A 13715-nucleotide genomic window follows, 5' to 3' on the forward strand; every position below is an offset into this window, starting at 1 on the left:
TGCCGGTGTTCGCGGGCACGCCCGCTCCCACAAGGGCTGCGTCACGGCAGCTTGCAATACCGTCAGGTCAACGCATCGAGCAGCGCCTGGTTCATCTCTGGCGTACCGATGGTGATGCGCAGGAACTGGGCAATGCGCGGCTGCTTGAAGTGGCGCACGATCACGCCCTGCTCGCGCAGGCGTGCAGCCAGCTCACCGGCATCTTGTTGCGGATGGCGGGCGAAGATGAAGTTGGCCGCCGACGGCAGCACTTCGAAGCCCTTGGCCTGCAGCTGCTCGACCAACACCTCGCGGCTGTCGATCACCTTGCGGCAGGTTTCCTCGAAGTACTCGCGGTCCTCGAACGCCACCGCCGCGCCGACGATCGCGGCACGGTCCAGCGGGTAGGAGTTGAAGCTGTTCTTGATCCGCTCCAGCGCCTCGATCAGGTCCGGGTGCCCCACCGCCAGGCCAACCCGCAGCCCGGCCAGCGAGCGCGACTTCGACAGGGTCTGGGTGACCAGCAGGTTGTCGTAGCGGTCCACCAGGCTGATCGCCGTTTCGCCACCGAAGTCGATGTAGGCTTCATCGACCACCACCACCGAATCACGGTTGGCCTGCAGCAACTGCTCCACCGCCTGCAGCGGCATCAGGCAACCGGTCGGCGCGTTGGGGTTGGGGAAGATGATGCCGGCATTGGGCTTGTTGTAGTCCTCGATGCGGATCTGGAACTGCTCGTCCAGCGCCACCTGCTCGAAGGCGATACCGTACAGGCCGCAGTAGACCGGGTAGAAGCTGTAGCTGATGTCAGGGAACAGCAGCGGTGCGTCGTGCTGGAACAGGCCGTGGAAGATGTGCGCCAGCACCTCGTCCGAGCCGTTGCCGACGAACACTTGTGCCGGCGTCACGCCGTAGTACTCGGCCACCGCCTGCTTCAGCCGGTCACCGTTCGGGTCAGGGTACAGGCGCAGGTTGTCGTTCAGCTCGCCGCGCATGGCCTCCAGCGCCTTGGGCGAAGGGCCGTAGGGGTTTTCGTTGGTGTTCAGCTTGACCAGGCGGGCCAGCTTGGGCTGCTCGCCCGGCACGTAAGGCACCAGGTCCTTGACGAAGGGGCTCCAGAATCGACTCATGCTCAGTTCCCCTTCTCTTGGGTCAGGATGCGGTATTCGGCGCTGCGGGCGTGGGCGGTCAGCGACTCGCCACGGGCCAGGACCGAGGCGGTGTGGCCCAGCTCGGACGCGCCCTGCTCGGAGCAGAAAATGATCGACGAGCGCTTCTGGAAGTCATACACACCCAGCGGCGACGAGAAACGCGCGGTGCCGGAGGTCGGCAGCACGTGGTTGGGCCCTGCGCAGTAGTCGCCCAGCGCTTCACTGGTGTGGCGGCCCATGAAGATCGCGCCAGCGTGGCGGATGTGCGGCAGCCAGGCCTGCGGGTCGGCCACCGACAGCTCCAGGTGCTCGGGTGCGATGCGGTTGGCCACTTCCATGGCCTGCTGCATGTCACGCACCTGGATCAGCGCACCACGGCCATTGATCGACTTCTCGATGATCTCGGCACGTTCCATGGTCGGCAGCAGCTTGTCGATGCTGGCGGCAACGCGGTCGAGGAAGGCGGCGTCCGGGCTGACCAGGATGGCCTGGGCATCTTCGTCGTGCTCGGCCTGGGAGAACAGGTCCATGGCGATCCAGTCCGGGTCGGTCTGGCCGTCGCACACCACGAGGATTTCAGACGGGCCGGCGATCATGTCGATACCCACCTGGCCGAACACATGGCGCTTGGCGGTGGCGACGTAGATGTTGCCCGGGCCGACGATCTTGTCCACCTGCGGCACGCTTTCGGTACCGTAGGCCAGCGCGGCAACAGCCTGGGCGCCACCGACGGTGAACACACGGTCGACACCGGCGATGCAGGCAGCCGCCAGCACCAGCTCGTTGACCTCGCCACGCGGGGTCGGCACCACCATCACCACTTCGGCCACACCGGCGACCTTGGCCGGGATGGCGTTCATCAGCACCGACGACGGGTACGACGCCTTGCCACCCGGTACATACAGGCCGGCGCGGTCCAGCGGGGTGACCTTCTGGCCAAGCACGGTGCCGTCGGCCTCGGTGTACTGCCAGGAATCCTGCTTCTGCCGCTCGTGGTACATGCGCACGCGGTTGGCAGCCTTTTCCAGGGCTTCGCGCTGGACCGGAGTAATGCGGGTCAGGGCCAGTTCCAGGCGCTCGCGGCCGAGGATCAGGTCATCGATGGACTTGGCATCGACACCATCGAAACGCTGGGTGAATTCCACCAATGCCGCATCGCCACGCTCGCGCACGGCCTTGATGATGTCGAGCACGCGCTGGTTGACCGCGTCATCGGACACACTTTCCCAGCTCAGCAGATGATCCAGATGTCGGGCGAAATCCGGATCAGCAGCGTTGAGACGGGCAATTGCAGTGGACACGGTCATGGCGAGGGCCTCGATTATTGGCGAATGCTCAGGCGCCCTAGGCTACCAGTCCATCCGCGCGGGCACCCGAGAAAAATGGCTATGACGCGGATAGACGGGCGCGGCAGCGAAGGCCGCGCGCAGTCGGTAGAGAGTCAGCCGCGGTGTCGCGATTCGACCGCTCCGCGCAGCGTGTCGATCAGGCTCTGGATACGGGCGTGCTGCATTTTCATGGAGGCCTTGTTGACCACCAGGCGCGAGCTGATCGTGGCGATCAGTTCCTGGGGCTCCAGGCCGTTGGCACGCAGGGTGTTGCCGGTGTCGACCACGTCGATGATCTTGTCGGCGAGGTTGATCAGCGGAGCCAGTTCCATCGAGCCGTACAGCTTGATGATGTCGACCTGGCGGCCCTGTTCGGCATAGTAGCGCTTGGCTACGTTGATGAACTTGGTAGCCACGCGCAGACGGCCCTTGGGCTCGGGTGCGCCGACCACGCCAGCGGTCATCAGCTTGCAACGGGCAATCTGCAGGTCCAGGGGCTCGTAAAGGCCCTGGCCGCCGTACTCCATCAGCACATCCTTGCCGGCCACACCCAGGTCGGCGGCACCATGCTCGACATAGGTCGGCACGTCGGTGGCACGCACGATCAGCAGGCGCACATCGTCCTGCGTGGTGGGGATGATCAGTTTGCGGCTCTTGTCCGGGTTCTCGGTCGGCACGATACCGGCCTCGGCCAGCAATGGCAGGGTATCGTCGAGAATACGGCCTTTGGAAAGCGCGATGGTCAACATTGGAACGTCGGTCCTTAAGCGGCTACTGCCGGCCGGGCGTCGAGCCCGACCGTATTTGATTCATTGTGGGAGCGGGCTTGCCCGCAAAGCAACCACCGCGGTGCATGGCACCGGCTCTGCCGGTATTCGCGGGCAAGCCCGCTCCCACACGGTATGCCGAAGGGCTACTAGCCCGGTACGCGACGGATCTTCGCGCCCAGCATCTGCAGTTTTTCTTCGATGCACTCGTAACCACGGTCGATGTGGTAGATGCGATCGATCAGGGTATCGCCTTCGGCTACCAGCGCCGACAGCACCAGGCTGGCGGAAGCACGCAGGTCGGTGGCCATTACCGGGGCCCCCTTCAGCGCCTTGACGCCAGTGACGATGGCAGTGTTGCCTTCGACCTGGATCTGCGCGCCCATGCGGTGCATTTCGTAGACGTGCATGAAGCGGTTTTCGAAGATCGTCTCGATCACTGCACCAGTGCCTTCGGCAATGGCGTTGAGCGAGATGAACTGCGCCTGCATGTCGGTCGGGAACGCCGGGTACGGGGCGGTACGCAGGTTGACGGCTTTCGGCCGCTTGCCGTGCATGTCCAGCTCGATCCAGTCTTCGCCGGTGCTGATGTCGGCGCCGGCTTCCTTGAGTTTTTCCAGTACGGCTTCAAGGATGGTCGGGTCGGTGTCCTTGACCTTGACGCGGCCGCCGGTCACGGCAGCGGCAACCAGGTAGGTACCGGTCTCGATACGGTCCGGCATCACCCGGTAGTTGGCCGAGTGCAGGCGCTCGACGCCATCGATGACGATGGTGTCGGTACCAGCGCCCTGGACCTTGCCGCCCATGGCGTTGATGAAGTTGGCCAGGTCGACCACTTCCGGCTCGCGCGCGGCGTTCTGCAGCACGCTGCGGCCCTTGGCCAGGGCAGCGGCCATCATGATGTTCTCGGTACCGGTCACGCTCACGGTGTCGAAGAAGAAGTGCGCACCGCGCAGGCCACCCTCAGGTGCCTTGGCCTTGATGTAGCCGGCTTCGACTTCGATCTTCGCGCCCATGGCCTCGAGGCCACGGATGTGCAGGTCGACCGGGCGCGAGCCAATGGCGCAACCGCCAGGCAGGGCCACTTCGGCCTCACCGAAACGGGCGACCATCGGGCCCAGCACCAGGATCGAGGCGCGCATGGTCTTGACCAGCTCGTAAGGCGCGACCAGGGTCTTGATGGTGCGAGGGTCGATCTCGACCGCCAGCTTTTCGTCGATCACCGGCTCGATGCCCATGCGGCCGAACAGCTCGATCATGGTGGTGATGTCGTGCAGGTGCGGCAGGTTGCCCACGGTGACCGGGCCGTCGGCCAGCAGGGTCGCTGCCAGAATCGGCAGGGCTGCGTTCTTCGCGCCCGAAATGCGGATCTCGCCATCAAGGCAAGCGCCGCCAGTAATAATCAGTTTGTCCATTGGAATCTCGCCGCCACGTTGGCTCAGGTGCGCTCAGCCCAGGCTGCGCTGCTGAAAAATTTCATGGTTACCGCATGGATGCTGCCATTGGCGATCCACGGATTCAGGTGAGCATAGATCGCCTGCTGGCGTTTGACCGGGCTCAGGCCAGCCAACTCGTCGCTGATCACGTTCAACTGGAAGTTGCAGCCTTCGCCTTCAACTTCGACCCGGGAACCCGGCAATTTCTCTTCAAGGAAGCTTTTAACTTCTACGGCCTGCATGCTCAACCTCAATCGGCGCCCGATGCGCACGGGTCGGCCATCATACAAAAAAGCCCCTCGCCTGCGAAGCCCAACGAGGGCTTCGCTGACCGAGGGGCCATCATCCGTGCCGGGCCATCAGGTTGCCAGCACTTCATCGAGGTCATAGACCTCGGCAATTTCCCGCATGTCGTCGGGCATGCTGCGCACCTGGCAACCCTTGCCGGCGGCCTGGGCATCACGCATGAATGCCAGCAGCAACGACAGGCCGACACTGGTGGAGCGCTGCACTGCCGAGCAATCGAGCACCAGCTGCGCCTCGCGGCAGGCCGCGATCAGCGCCTTGCCCTGCTTGCGCAGGGCCGGCCCGCTGCGGTAGTCCAGCTCGCCGGCCAGGCGCAGCACGCCCGGCTCGGCCATGCTTACGCCGGCCTCACTCATTTGACGGTCTTCTCTGGCGAGTTGTCGGCGGCCTGCTTGGCCTTGGCCACTTCGCCGGCCCAGCCGTCGATGGTCTTGTCCAGGTCGTTGCCATTGCGCTGCATGGCGTCGGCGAACTGGTCGCGGAACAGCTTGCCGATGTTGATGCCGTTGACGATCACGTTACGCACCTTCCACTCGCCGCCGATGTTTTCCAGGGTGTACTGCACCGGATACACGGCACCGTTGTTGCCGGTGACCTTCATGCCAACGCTGGCGCGCTTGCCGTCATCAGCCTTGGCCGGGTCGACGGTGATGCCCTGGTTGTTGTACTCGAGCAGGGCATTGCCATAGAACTGCATCAGGCTGCGCTTGAAGTTTTCCTGGAAGCGCTGCATCTGCTCGGGGGTAGCCTTGCGCGAGTACTTGACGGTCATGATGCTTCTGGAAATACCGTCAGCGTCCACCACCGGGCCGAGGATGCGGTTCAGCGCATCGTAGAAGGCATTGGGGTTGGACTTGTACTGTTCCTTGTTGGCCTTGAGGTCGCCCAGCAGTTCAGTGGTGGTGCCCTGAACCACATCGTGTGGCGTCTGCGCAGCCATGGTCAGCAGGGGGAAGGCCGCCAGCAGGACCAGCAGGCCACGTCGCAGGATGGAAATCATGGAAACTCCTTAATTAGCCGGTTGCGCTTCTTTCGGTTCCTTGCCAACGGAGTTGAGCAGGAACTTGCCAATCAGATCTTCCAGCACCAGCGCCGACTGGGTGTCGTGGATGGTCCCGCCGTCCTTGAGCACCTGGTCCTCACCGCCCACGCTGATGCCGATGTACTTCTCGCCCAGCAACCCGGCGGTCAGGATCGAGGCAGTGGAGTCGGTCGGCAGGTTGTCCACCGACTTGTCCAGCTGCAGCGTCACCCGACCGGTGTACGAATCACGGTCCAGATCGATGGCGGTAACCTTGCCGATGGTCACACCGGCCATGGTCACTTTAGCTCTGACCGTCAAACCGGCGATATTGTCGAAGTAGGCATAAACTTTATAGGTATCGCTGCTCGGGCTGGCCGACAGCCCGCTGACACGCAGGGCGAGCAGCAGCAGCGCCAGGATCCCGGCCAGGAGGAACAGGCCGACACCGATTTCCAGGGTGCGGTTTTGCATCAGAAATCTCCAAACATCAAGGCGGTCAGAATAAAGTCCAGACCCAGCACTGCCAACGAGGCATAGACCACGGTCTTGGTGGTGGCACGGCTGATCCCTTCTGAGGTGGGCTCACAGTCGTACCCCTGGAATACGGCGATCCAGGTCGTGACGAAGGCAAATACCAGGCTCTTGATCAGCCCGTTGAGCACGTCGTCGGTGAACGAAACACTGTTCTGCATGTTGGCCCAGAACGAGCCCTCGTAGACGCCCAGCCAGTCCACCGCCACCCACGAGCCACCCCAGATGCCGACCACGCTGAAGATCAGCGCCAGCAACGGCAGCGAGATGAAACCGGCCCACAGGCGCGGCGCGACGATGTACTTGAGCGGGTCGACGCCGATCATTTCAAGGCTCGACAACTGCTCGGTGGACTTCATGTTGCCGATTTCTGCGGTCAGCGCCGAACCGGCACGGCCGGCGAACAGCAATGCCGTCACCACCGGGCCGAGCTCACGCAGCAGGGTCAGGGCGACCATCTGCCCAACCGCCTGCTCCGAGCCGTACTTGGTCAGGATGCTGAAGCCCTGCAGCGCCAGCACCATGCCGATGAACACGCCGGACACGACGATGATCGCCAGCGACAGCACGCCCACCGAATACAGCTGCTTGACCAGCAGCTGGAAGCCGCCACCGATGCCGCCACGGCCGATCAGCGCATGGAACAGGAACAGGCAGGAGCGCCCCAGCACCGCCAGCACGTCGATGGCCGAGCGCCCCAGCAGGCGGACACGTTCGAGTAAGGATTTTCTGCGCATCAACGCGCTCCCAGCAGGTCGGCGCGGTAGTCAGGCGCAGGGAAGTGGAAAGGCACCGGGCCGTCCGGGTCGCCCTTCATGAACTGGCGAATGCGCGGGTTGTCCGAGCCCATCAGCTCGTCAGGCGTCCCCTGGCCCAGCACCTGGCCGTCACCTACCACATAGATGTAGTCGGCGATGCTGGCGGTTTCCGCCAGGTCATGGGAAACAACGATGCTGGTGATACCCAGGGCGTCGTTGAGCAGGCGGATCAGACGCACCAATACACCCATGGCGATCGGGTCCTGACCGACGAACGGTTCGTCGTACATGAGGATCTGCGGGTCCAGGGCAATTGCCCGGGCCAACGCCACACGGCGCTTCATGCCACCGGACAGCTCGTCGGGCATCAGGTCGATGGCACCGCGCAGCCCCACGGCCTGCAGCTTCATCAGCACGATATCGCGGATCATCTCGTCCGACAGCTGGGTGTGCACGCGCAGCGGGAACGCGACGTTCTCGAACACATCGAGATCGGTGAACAGCGCGCCGCTCTGGAACAGCACCCCCATTTGCTTGCGGGCGTCGAACAGGTCGCTGCGCGACAGCGTCGGCAGGTTCTGCCCGGCAACCCAGACCTCACCGCTGGAGGGGCGCAACTGCGCGCCCATCAGGCGGAGCAACGTGGTCTTGCCGCAACCCGATGGCCCCATGATACCGGTGACCTTGCCGCGCGGGATGCGAATGTCGACGTTGCTGAAAATGCTGCGCGAACCGCGTTTGAAGGTAACCCCCTTCAACTCGACCGCGTAGGCGCTATCCACACTCATCTAGACTCCTTGCTAGTGCAGCCTCGTCCTAATGGACGTCGGCCTCCATCTGGAAGGCACAAGCGCCCCAGGCAGGCCGAATAGCGGCGAACTATAGCACCGCTGACAGCGCCGCCCCAAGGCCGGCTAACGAGTCGTTCAGCCCTGCGACAGGCTGCCCAGACATTCACCACGGCAATCGAAAGCGTGAGGGTTTCTTTCATTGCAGCTATAATCGCCGCCTTTTCATCAGGCATTGCTTTTTCGACATGAGCCAATCCAGCGAGCTGATCCAATCCGCCCAACGCACCCTGCGCCTGGAACTCGAGGCCGTAGAGGCCCTGCTGGCGCGCATCGACGACAATTTCGTCAAGGCCTGCGAACTGATCCTGGCCAGCAAGGGCCGGGTCGTCGTGGTCGGCATGGGCAAGTCCGGGCACATCGGCAACAAGATCGCCGCCACCCTGGCCAGCACCGGCACACCGGCGTTTTTCGTGCACCCTGCCGAAGCCAGCCATGGCGACATGGGCATGATCACCCGCGATGATGTCATCCTTGCCCTGTCGAATTCCGGCAGCACCGCCGAAATCGTCACCCTGCTGCCGCTGATCAAGCGCCTGGGCATCAAGCTGATCAGCCTGACCGGCAACCCGGACTCGCCCCTGGCCCAGGCTGCCGAGGTCAACCTCGACGCCCGCGTCGAACAAGAGGCCTGCCCGCTTAACCTGGCCCCCACCTCCTCCACCACCGCCTCGCTGGTGCTGGGCGACGCGCTGGCCATTGCCCTGCTCGAAGCCCGCGGCTTCACCGCCGAGGACTTTGCCTTCTCGCACCCGGGTGGTGCACTGGGCCGCCGCCTGCTGCTCAAGGTGGAGAACGTGATGCACGCCGGCGACGAACTGCCCCAGGTGCCCCGCGGCACCCTGCTCAAGGACGCACTCCTTGAAATGTCCCGCAAAGGCCTGGGCATGACCGTGATCGTCGAAGCCGATGGCAAGCTGGCAGGGATCTTCACCGACGGCGACCTGCGCCGGAGCCTGGACCGCAACATCGACGTCCACACCACCCTGATCGACCAGGTAATGACCGTGCACGGCAAGACGGCCCGCGCCGAAATGCTTGCGGCCGAGGCCCTGAAGATCATGGAAGACCACAAGATCGGCGCCCTGGTGGTGGTGGACCGCGAGGACCGCCCCACCGGCGCCCTGAACATGCACGACCTGCTGCGCGCCGGCGTGATGTAAAGGAGCAATGGAATGAACCAGGACCTCATGCAACGCGGCAAGAACATCAAGCTGGCAGTGTTCGACGTGGACGGCGTGCTCACCGACGGGCGCCTGTACTTCCTCGAGGACGGCAGCGAGTTCAAGACCTTCAACACCCTCGACGGCCAGGGCATCAAGATGCTCATGGCCTCGGGCGTGACCACCGCGATCATCAGCGGGCGCAAGACCCCGGTGGTCGAGCGCCGGGCGAAGAACCTCGGCATCCCGCACCTGTACCAGGGCCGCGAGGACAAACTGGTGGTGCTGGACGGCCTGCTCGCCGAACTGGGCCTGAGCTATGCTCAAGTGGCCTACCTTGGCGACGACCTGCCCGACCTGCCGGTGATCCGCCGGGTCGCACTGGGCATGGCGGTGGCCAATGCCGCGCCGTTCGTTCGCCAGCACGCCCATGGCGTGACCCAGGCACGTGGCGGCGAAGGCGCGGCCCGTGAATTCTGCGAACTGATCATGCAGGCCCAGGGCACCCTGGACGCTGCCAACGCCAACTATCTGTAAGGCTGCCCATGTTCAGCAAGAAAGCCCGCAACATTGCGCTGCTCGCGGTGATCGCCACCCTGCTGGTGGCGATCGGCTACTGGAATGTCAGCCCGGAAAGCTTCCTCGACAAGCCGGCGGCCCAGGTCGACGAAAACGCCGTCGACTACTACGCGATCAACGCCCACAGCGTGCAGTTCCTGCCCGACGGCAAGCTGCAGTACGAAATGACCGCCGACAAGGTCGAACACCTCAAGGCCAGCGAAATCACCCTGCTGACCACGCCGGACCTGCACCTGTACCGCGGTACCGAATACCCGTGGCACGTGCAGAGCACCCGCGCCGAAGTCAACCCGGACGGTAGTGAAGTCGAACTGATCGACAACGTACGGGTCGCCCGCACCGACGAAAAGCAGCGCGAAATGATCATTACCAGCTCGCGCATGACCGTGTTCCCGCAGAAGCAATATGCGCAGACCGAGCAAGCCGTTAGAATCGACGGCGCCGGTGGCACAACTACGGGCAAAGGAATGAAAGCGTATTTGAAAGAAGGCAAGATGGACTTGCTCTCTAACGTAAGAGGACAGTATGAGGCTCGTTAAAACCCTCCCCCTTTTGCTCAGCCTGAGCGCAGCACTGGGAAGCGCGAGCGCCCTCGCCCTGCCGAACGACCGTGACCAGCCTATCCGCATCCAGGCCGACAACGCCCACCTGGACGACAAGCAGGGCGTGGCCACCTACACCGGCGACGTGATCATCACCCAGGGTTCGATGATGATCAAAGGCAACACCGTGACCATCACCCGCTCCGCCTCCGGCGACATCGACGTGGTGACCTCGGTGGGCAACCTGGCCTACTTCGAGCAGCAGCAGAGCGCAGCCAAACCGGACAAGATGAAAGGCTGGGCGGTGACCATCCAGTACCAGTCGCAGAAGGACATGGTGATCCTCACCGACCGCGCCAAGGTCGAGAACGAAGGCAACACCACCGAAGGCGAGAAGATCGTCTACAACACCCAGACCCAGGTGGCAACCGCCGGTCGTGGTGGCAACGTGACCTCGCCGCGTCAGCGTATCGACATGGTGATCCAGCCCAAGAAGAAGGCCGAGTAAATGGCAACCCTCAAAGCCCAGCACCTGGCCAAGAGCTACAAGGGGCGGCAAGTCGTACGTGACGTCAGCCTGTCGATCGACAGCGGCCAGATCGTCGGCCTGCTCGGCCCCAACGGCGCCGGCAAGACCACCTGCTTCTACATGATCGTCGGCCTGGTCCAGGCCGATCAGGGGCGCGTGCTGATCGACAACCTCGATGTCAGCCACCAGCCCATGCACGGTCGCGCTCGCGCCGGCATCGGCTACCTGCCGCAGGAAGCCTCGATCTTCCGCAAGCTGTCGGTGGCCGACAACATCATGGCCATCCTCGAGACCCGCAAGGAGCTCGACCGCGACGGCCGGCGCAAAGAGCTGGAAAGCCTGCTGCAGGAGTTCCACATCAGCCATATTCGCGACAACCTCGGCATGAGCCTGTCCGGTGGTGAGCGCCGCCGCGTGGAAATTGCCCGCGCGCTGGCGACCGCACCCAAGTTCATCCTGCTGGACGAACCGTTTGCCGGTGTCGACCCGATTTCGGTCGGCGACATCAAGCAGATCATCCATCACCTCAAGGCCAAGGGCATCGGTGTACTGATCACCGACCACAACGTGCGTGAGACCCTGGATATCTGCGAAACCGCCTATATCGTCAACGATGGCCGGCTGATCGCTGAAGGCGACGCCGAAACCATCCTGGCCAACGACCTGGTCAAAGAGGTTTACCTGGGCCACGAGTTCCGGCTCTGAGCCTGGCACGCGCCTGGAGTACTGGCAAATCGCCCTGAAACCCGGGGTAAAGTGTTACGGTGCTCTAGGCAAACGCTACAATTTAAGGCATAAAACTTGCTTGATCTGGCGCCCCGGCGCCCTCGTGTAGTGGATGGCGCATGCGCGCCGGCGAACAAGGTATTAAGCCCCAGCCATGAAACCATCGCTCGTCCTAAAAATGGGCCAGCAACTGACGATGACACCGCAGTTGCAACAGGCCATCCGCCTGCTCCAGCTCTCCACCCTGGACCTCCAACAGGAAATCCAGGAAGCGCTGGAGTCGAACCCGATGCTCGAACGTCAGGAAGACGGCGACGACTTCGACAACAGCGACCCGATGGCGGACAACGCCGAGAACAAGCCGGCCGCCGAAGTCCAGGACAACAGCTTCCAGGAAAGCACCACCAGTGCCGACACCCTGGAAGACGGTGAGTGGAGCGAGCGCATCCCCAACGAACTGCCGGTCGACACCGCCTGGGAAGACATCTACCAGACCAGTGCCAGCAGCCTGCCGAGCAACGATGACGACGAGTGGGACTTCACCACCCGCACATCGGCCGGCGAAAGCCTGCAAAGCCACCTGCTGTGGCAACTGAACCTGGCCCCGATGTCCGACACCGACCGCCTGATCGCCGTCACCCTGATCGACAGCATCAACGGCCAGGGCTACCTGGAAGACACCCTCGAGGAGATCTGCGCCGGTTTCGACCCGGAGCTGGATATCGAGCTGGACGAGGTCGAAGCGGTGCTGCACCGCATCCAGCAGTTCGAGCCAGCCGGCATTGCCGCCCGCACCCTGGGCGAATGCCTGTTGCTGCAACTGCGCCAGCTGCCTGCCAGCACCCCGTGGATGGCCGAAGCCAAGCGCCTGGTCACCGACTTCATCGACCTGCTCGGCAGCCGTGATTACAGCCAGCTGATGCGTCGCATGAAAATCAAGGAAGACGAGCTGCGCCAGGTCATCGAACTGGTACAAAGCCTCAACCCGCGCCCCGGCTCGCAGATCGAGTCCAGCGAGCCCGAGTACGTGGTGCCCGACGTCATCGTGCGCAAGGACAGCGACCGCTGGCTGGTGGAGCTGAACCAGGAGGCCATTCCGCGCCTGCGCGTCAACCCGCAGTACGCCGGCTTTGTGCGCCGGGCCGACACCAGCGCCGACAACACCTTCATGCGCAACCAGTTGCAGGAAGCGCGCTGGTTCATCAAGAGCCTGCAAAGCCGCAACGAAACCCTGATGAAGGTGGCCACGCAGATCGTCGAGCACCAGCGCGGCTTCCTCGACCACGGCGACGAAGCGATGAAGCCGCTGGTACTGCATGACATCGCCGAGGCGGTGGGCATGCACGAGTCGACCATTTCGCGGGTAACCACGCAGAAATACATGCACACCCCGCGTGGCATCTACGAACTGAAATACTTTTTCTCCAGCCACGTCAGCACCTCCGAAGGCGGAGAATGCTCGTCTACGGCGATCCGCGCGATCATCAAGAAACTGGTTGCGGCGGAAAATCAGAAAAAGCCATTGAGTGACAGCAAGATCGCTGGTTTACTGGAGGCACAAGGCATCCAGGTAGCCCGTCGCACCGTCGCCAAGTACCGCGAGTCCCTCGGCATCGCACCGTCGAGCGAGCGCAAGCGACTGATGTAGCCCCTGAGATGTGCCACAGCGTTTGTGGGGCAGGTGCAAGACCTGCCTCTTTATGCACGGGCAACAAAGGAGAAGCTGTATGCAAGTCAATATCAGTGGACAGCATGTAGAAGTCACCCAGCCACTGCGCGATTATGTGCTTGAAAAGCTCGCTCGCGTGGAAAGTCACTTCGACAAGATCACCAACGTGCAGGTCATCATGAAAGTCGAGAAGCTGCAGCAAAAGGTCGAGGCGACCTTGCAGATTCCCGGCGGCGAAGTGGTTGCCAACGCCGAACACGAAGACATGTATGCAGCGATCGACGCCTTGGCCGACAAGCTCGACCGCCAACTGAAAAAACACAAGGAAAAACAGCAAAGCCTGCTGCAAGGTGCAGCTGCCCGCTGATCCCCCTCATCC

General features: G+C 63.1%; 17 protein-coding genes. 7 read left to right on the forward strand and 10 right to left on the reverse strand.

All coding sequences use genetic code 11. The annotated features are described in order from the left end of the window. Positions 1–62 precede the first annotated feature (62 nt). From hisC to B2790_RS24540, 10 genes are all read right to left on the reverse strand, one after another. A complete protein-coding gene (gene hisC / locus B2790_RS24495) occupies positions 63–1109 on the reverse strand; it encodes a histidinol-phosphate transaminase (RefSeq protein WP_137163056.1) in 1047 nt (348 codons plus the stop codon). A 2-nt stretch (positions 1110–1111) separates the two neighbouring features. Next, positions 1112–2437 (reverse strand): histidinol dehydrogenase, encoded by a 1326-nt coding sequence (gene hisD / locus B2790_RS24500; RefSeq protein WP_025337829.1) that lies wholly within the window; start codon positions 2435–2437, stop codon positions 1112–1114. Between the two features lie 134 nt (positions 2438–2571). Further along, entirely contained in the window at positions 2572–3207 is a 636-nt protein-coding gene (hisG, locus tag B2790_RS24505; protein ID WP_286919976.1) for an ATP phosphoribosyltransferase, read from the reverse strand. A 167-nt stretch (positions 3208–3374) separates the two neighbouring features. After that, positions 3375–4640 carry a UDP-N-acetylglucosamine 1-carboxyvinyltransferase gene (murA, locus tag B2790_RS24510; RefSeq protein ID WP_286101109.1) on the reverse strand — a complete coding sequence of 422 codons (1266 nt, stop codon included), beginning with the start codon at positions 4638–4640 and terminating at the stop codon, positions 3375–3377. A 23-nt stretch (positions 4641–4663) separates the two neighbouring features. Further along, the gene (locus B2790_RS24515; protein ID WP_003255121.1) at positions 4664–4903 is read right to left on the reverse strand and encodes a BolA family protein; all 240 of its coding nucleotides are present in this window, start codon (positions 4901–4903) and stop codon (positions 4664–4666) included. A 117-nt stretch (positions 4904–5020) separates the two neighbouring features. Continuing rightward, entirely contained in the window at positions 5021–5323 is a 303-nt protein-coding gene (locus B2790_RS24520) for an STAS domain-containing protein (RefSeq protein WP_075043869.1), read from the reverse strand. After that, positions 5320–5967 (reverse strand): MlaC/ttg2D family ABC transporter substrate-binding protein, encoded by a 648-nt coding sequence (locus B2790_RS24525; RefSeq protein ID WP_025337826.1) that lies wholly within the window; start codon positions 5965–5967, stop codon positions 5320–5322. Before B2790_RS24525 ends, B2790_RS24520 begins: the two co-directional genes overlap by 4 nt. A gap of 9 nt (positions 5968–5976) precedes the next feature. Then, positions 5977–6462, reverse strand: a complete 486-nt coding sequence (gene mlaD / locus B2790_RS24530; RefSeq protein WP_003257921.1) for an outer membrane lipid asymmetry maintenance protein MlaD — start codon at positions 6460–6462, stop codon at positions 5977–5979. Then, on the reverse strand, positions 6462–7259 hold the full coding sequence (mlaE, locus tag B2790_RS24535) for a lipid asymmetry maintenance ABC transporter permease subunit MlaE (RefSeq protein WP_025337825.1): 798 nt from the start codon (positions 7257–7259) through the stop codon (positions 6462–6464). Before mlaE ends, mlaD begins: the two co-directional genes overlap by 1 nt. Further along, positions 7259–8068 carry an ATP-binding cassette domain-containing protein gene (locus tag B2790_RS24540; protein ID WP_012270662.1) on the reverse strand — a complete coding sequence of 270 codons (810 nt, stop codon included), beginning with the start codon at positions 8066–8068 and terminating at the stop codon, positions 7259–7261. The genes mlaE and B2790_RS24540 overlap by 1 nt, the downstream gene beginning before the upstream one ends. Before the next feature lie 248 nt (positions 8069–8316). Here B2790_RS24540 and B2790_RS24545 point away from each other — a divergent pair, with 248 nt between their 5' ends. The 7 genes from B2790_RS24545 to hpf all read left to right on the forward strand — a co-directional run bounded on the left by B2790_RS24545 (position 8317) and on the right by hpf (position 13703). Further along, complete coding sequence (locus B2790_RS24545; protein WP_003257920.1) at positions 8317–9291, forward strand: KpsF/GutQ family sugar-phosphate isomerase; 975 nt, start codon at positions 8317–8319, stop codon at positions 9289–9291. A 12-nt stretch (positions 9292–9303) separates the two neighbouring features. Continuing rightward, on the forward strand, positions 9304–9828 hold the full coding sequence (locus B2790_RS24550; RefSeq protein WP_024086339.1) for a KdsC family phosphatase: 525 nt from the start codon (positions 9304–9306) through the stop codon (positions 9826–9828). 8 nt (positions 9829–9836) lie between these two features. Beyond that, positions 9837–10409 carry an LPS export ABC transporter periplasmic protein LptC gene (gene lptC / locus B2790_RS24555; protein ID WP_286919978.1) on the forward strand — a complete coding sequence of 191 codons (573 nt, stop codon included), beginning with the start codon at positions 9837–9839 and terminating at the stop codon, positions 10407–10409. Further along, positions 10396–10920: a lipopolysaccharide transport periplasmic protein LptA gene (lptA, locus tag B2790_RS24560; RefSeq protein ID WP_015269063.1), complete on the forward strand. Its 525-nt coding sequence runs from the start codon at positions 10396–10398 to the stop codon at positions 10918–10920. The genes lptC and lptA overlap by 14 nt, the downstream gene beginning before the upstream one ends. Continuing rightward, positions 10921–11646: an LPS export ABC transporter ATP-binding protein gene (lptB, locus tag B2790_RS24565; RefSeq protein ID WP_015269062.1), complete on the forward strand. Its 726-nt coding sequence runs from the start codon at positions 10921–10923 to the stop codon at positions 11644–11646. Between the two features lie 175 nt (positions 11647–11821). Beyond that, entirely contained in the window at positions 11822–13315 is a 1494-nt protein-coding gene (locus tag B2790_RS24570) for an RNA polymerase factor sigma-54 (protein WP_046615768.1), read from the forward strand. Between the two features lie 79 nt (positions 13316–13394). Continuing rightward, the gene (hpf, locus tag B2790_RS24575) at positions 13395–13703 is read left to right on the forward strand and encodes a ribosome hibernation-promoting factor, HPF/YfiA family (RefSeq protein WP_003255135.1); all 309 of its coding nucleotides are present in this window, start codon (positions 13395–13397) and stop codon (positions 13701–13703) included. Positions 13704–13715: the final 12 nt, after the last annotated feature.

Origin of the sequence: Pseudomonas sp. UBA6753 (assembly GCF_002453565.1) — a bacterium.
In the GTDB taxonomy this organism is placed as follows: domain Bacteria; phylum Pseudomonadota; class Gammaproteobacteria; order Pseudomonadales; family Pseudomonadaceae; genus Aquipseudomonas; species Aquipseudomonas putida_Z.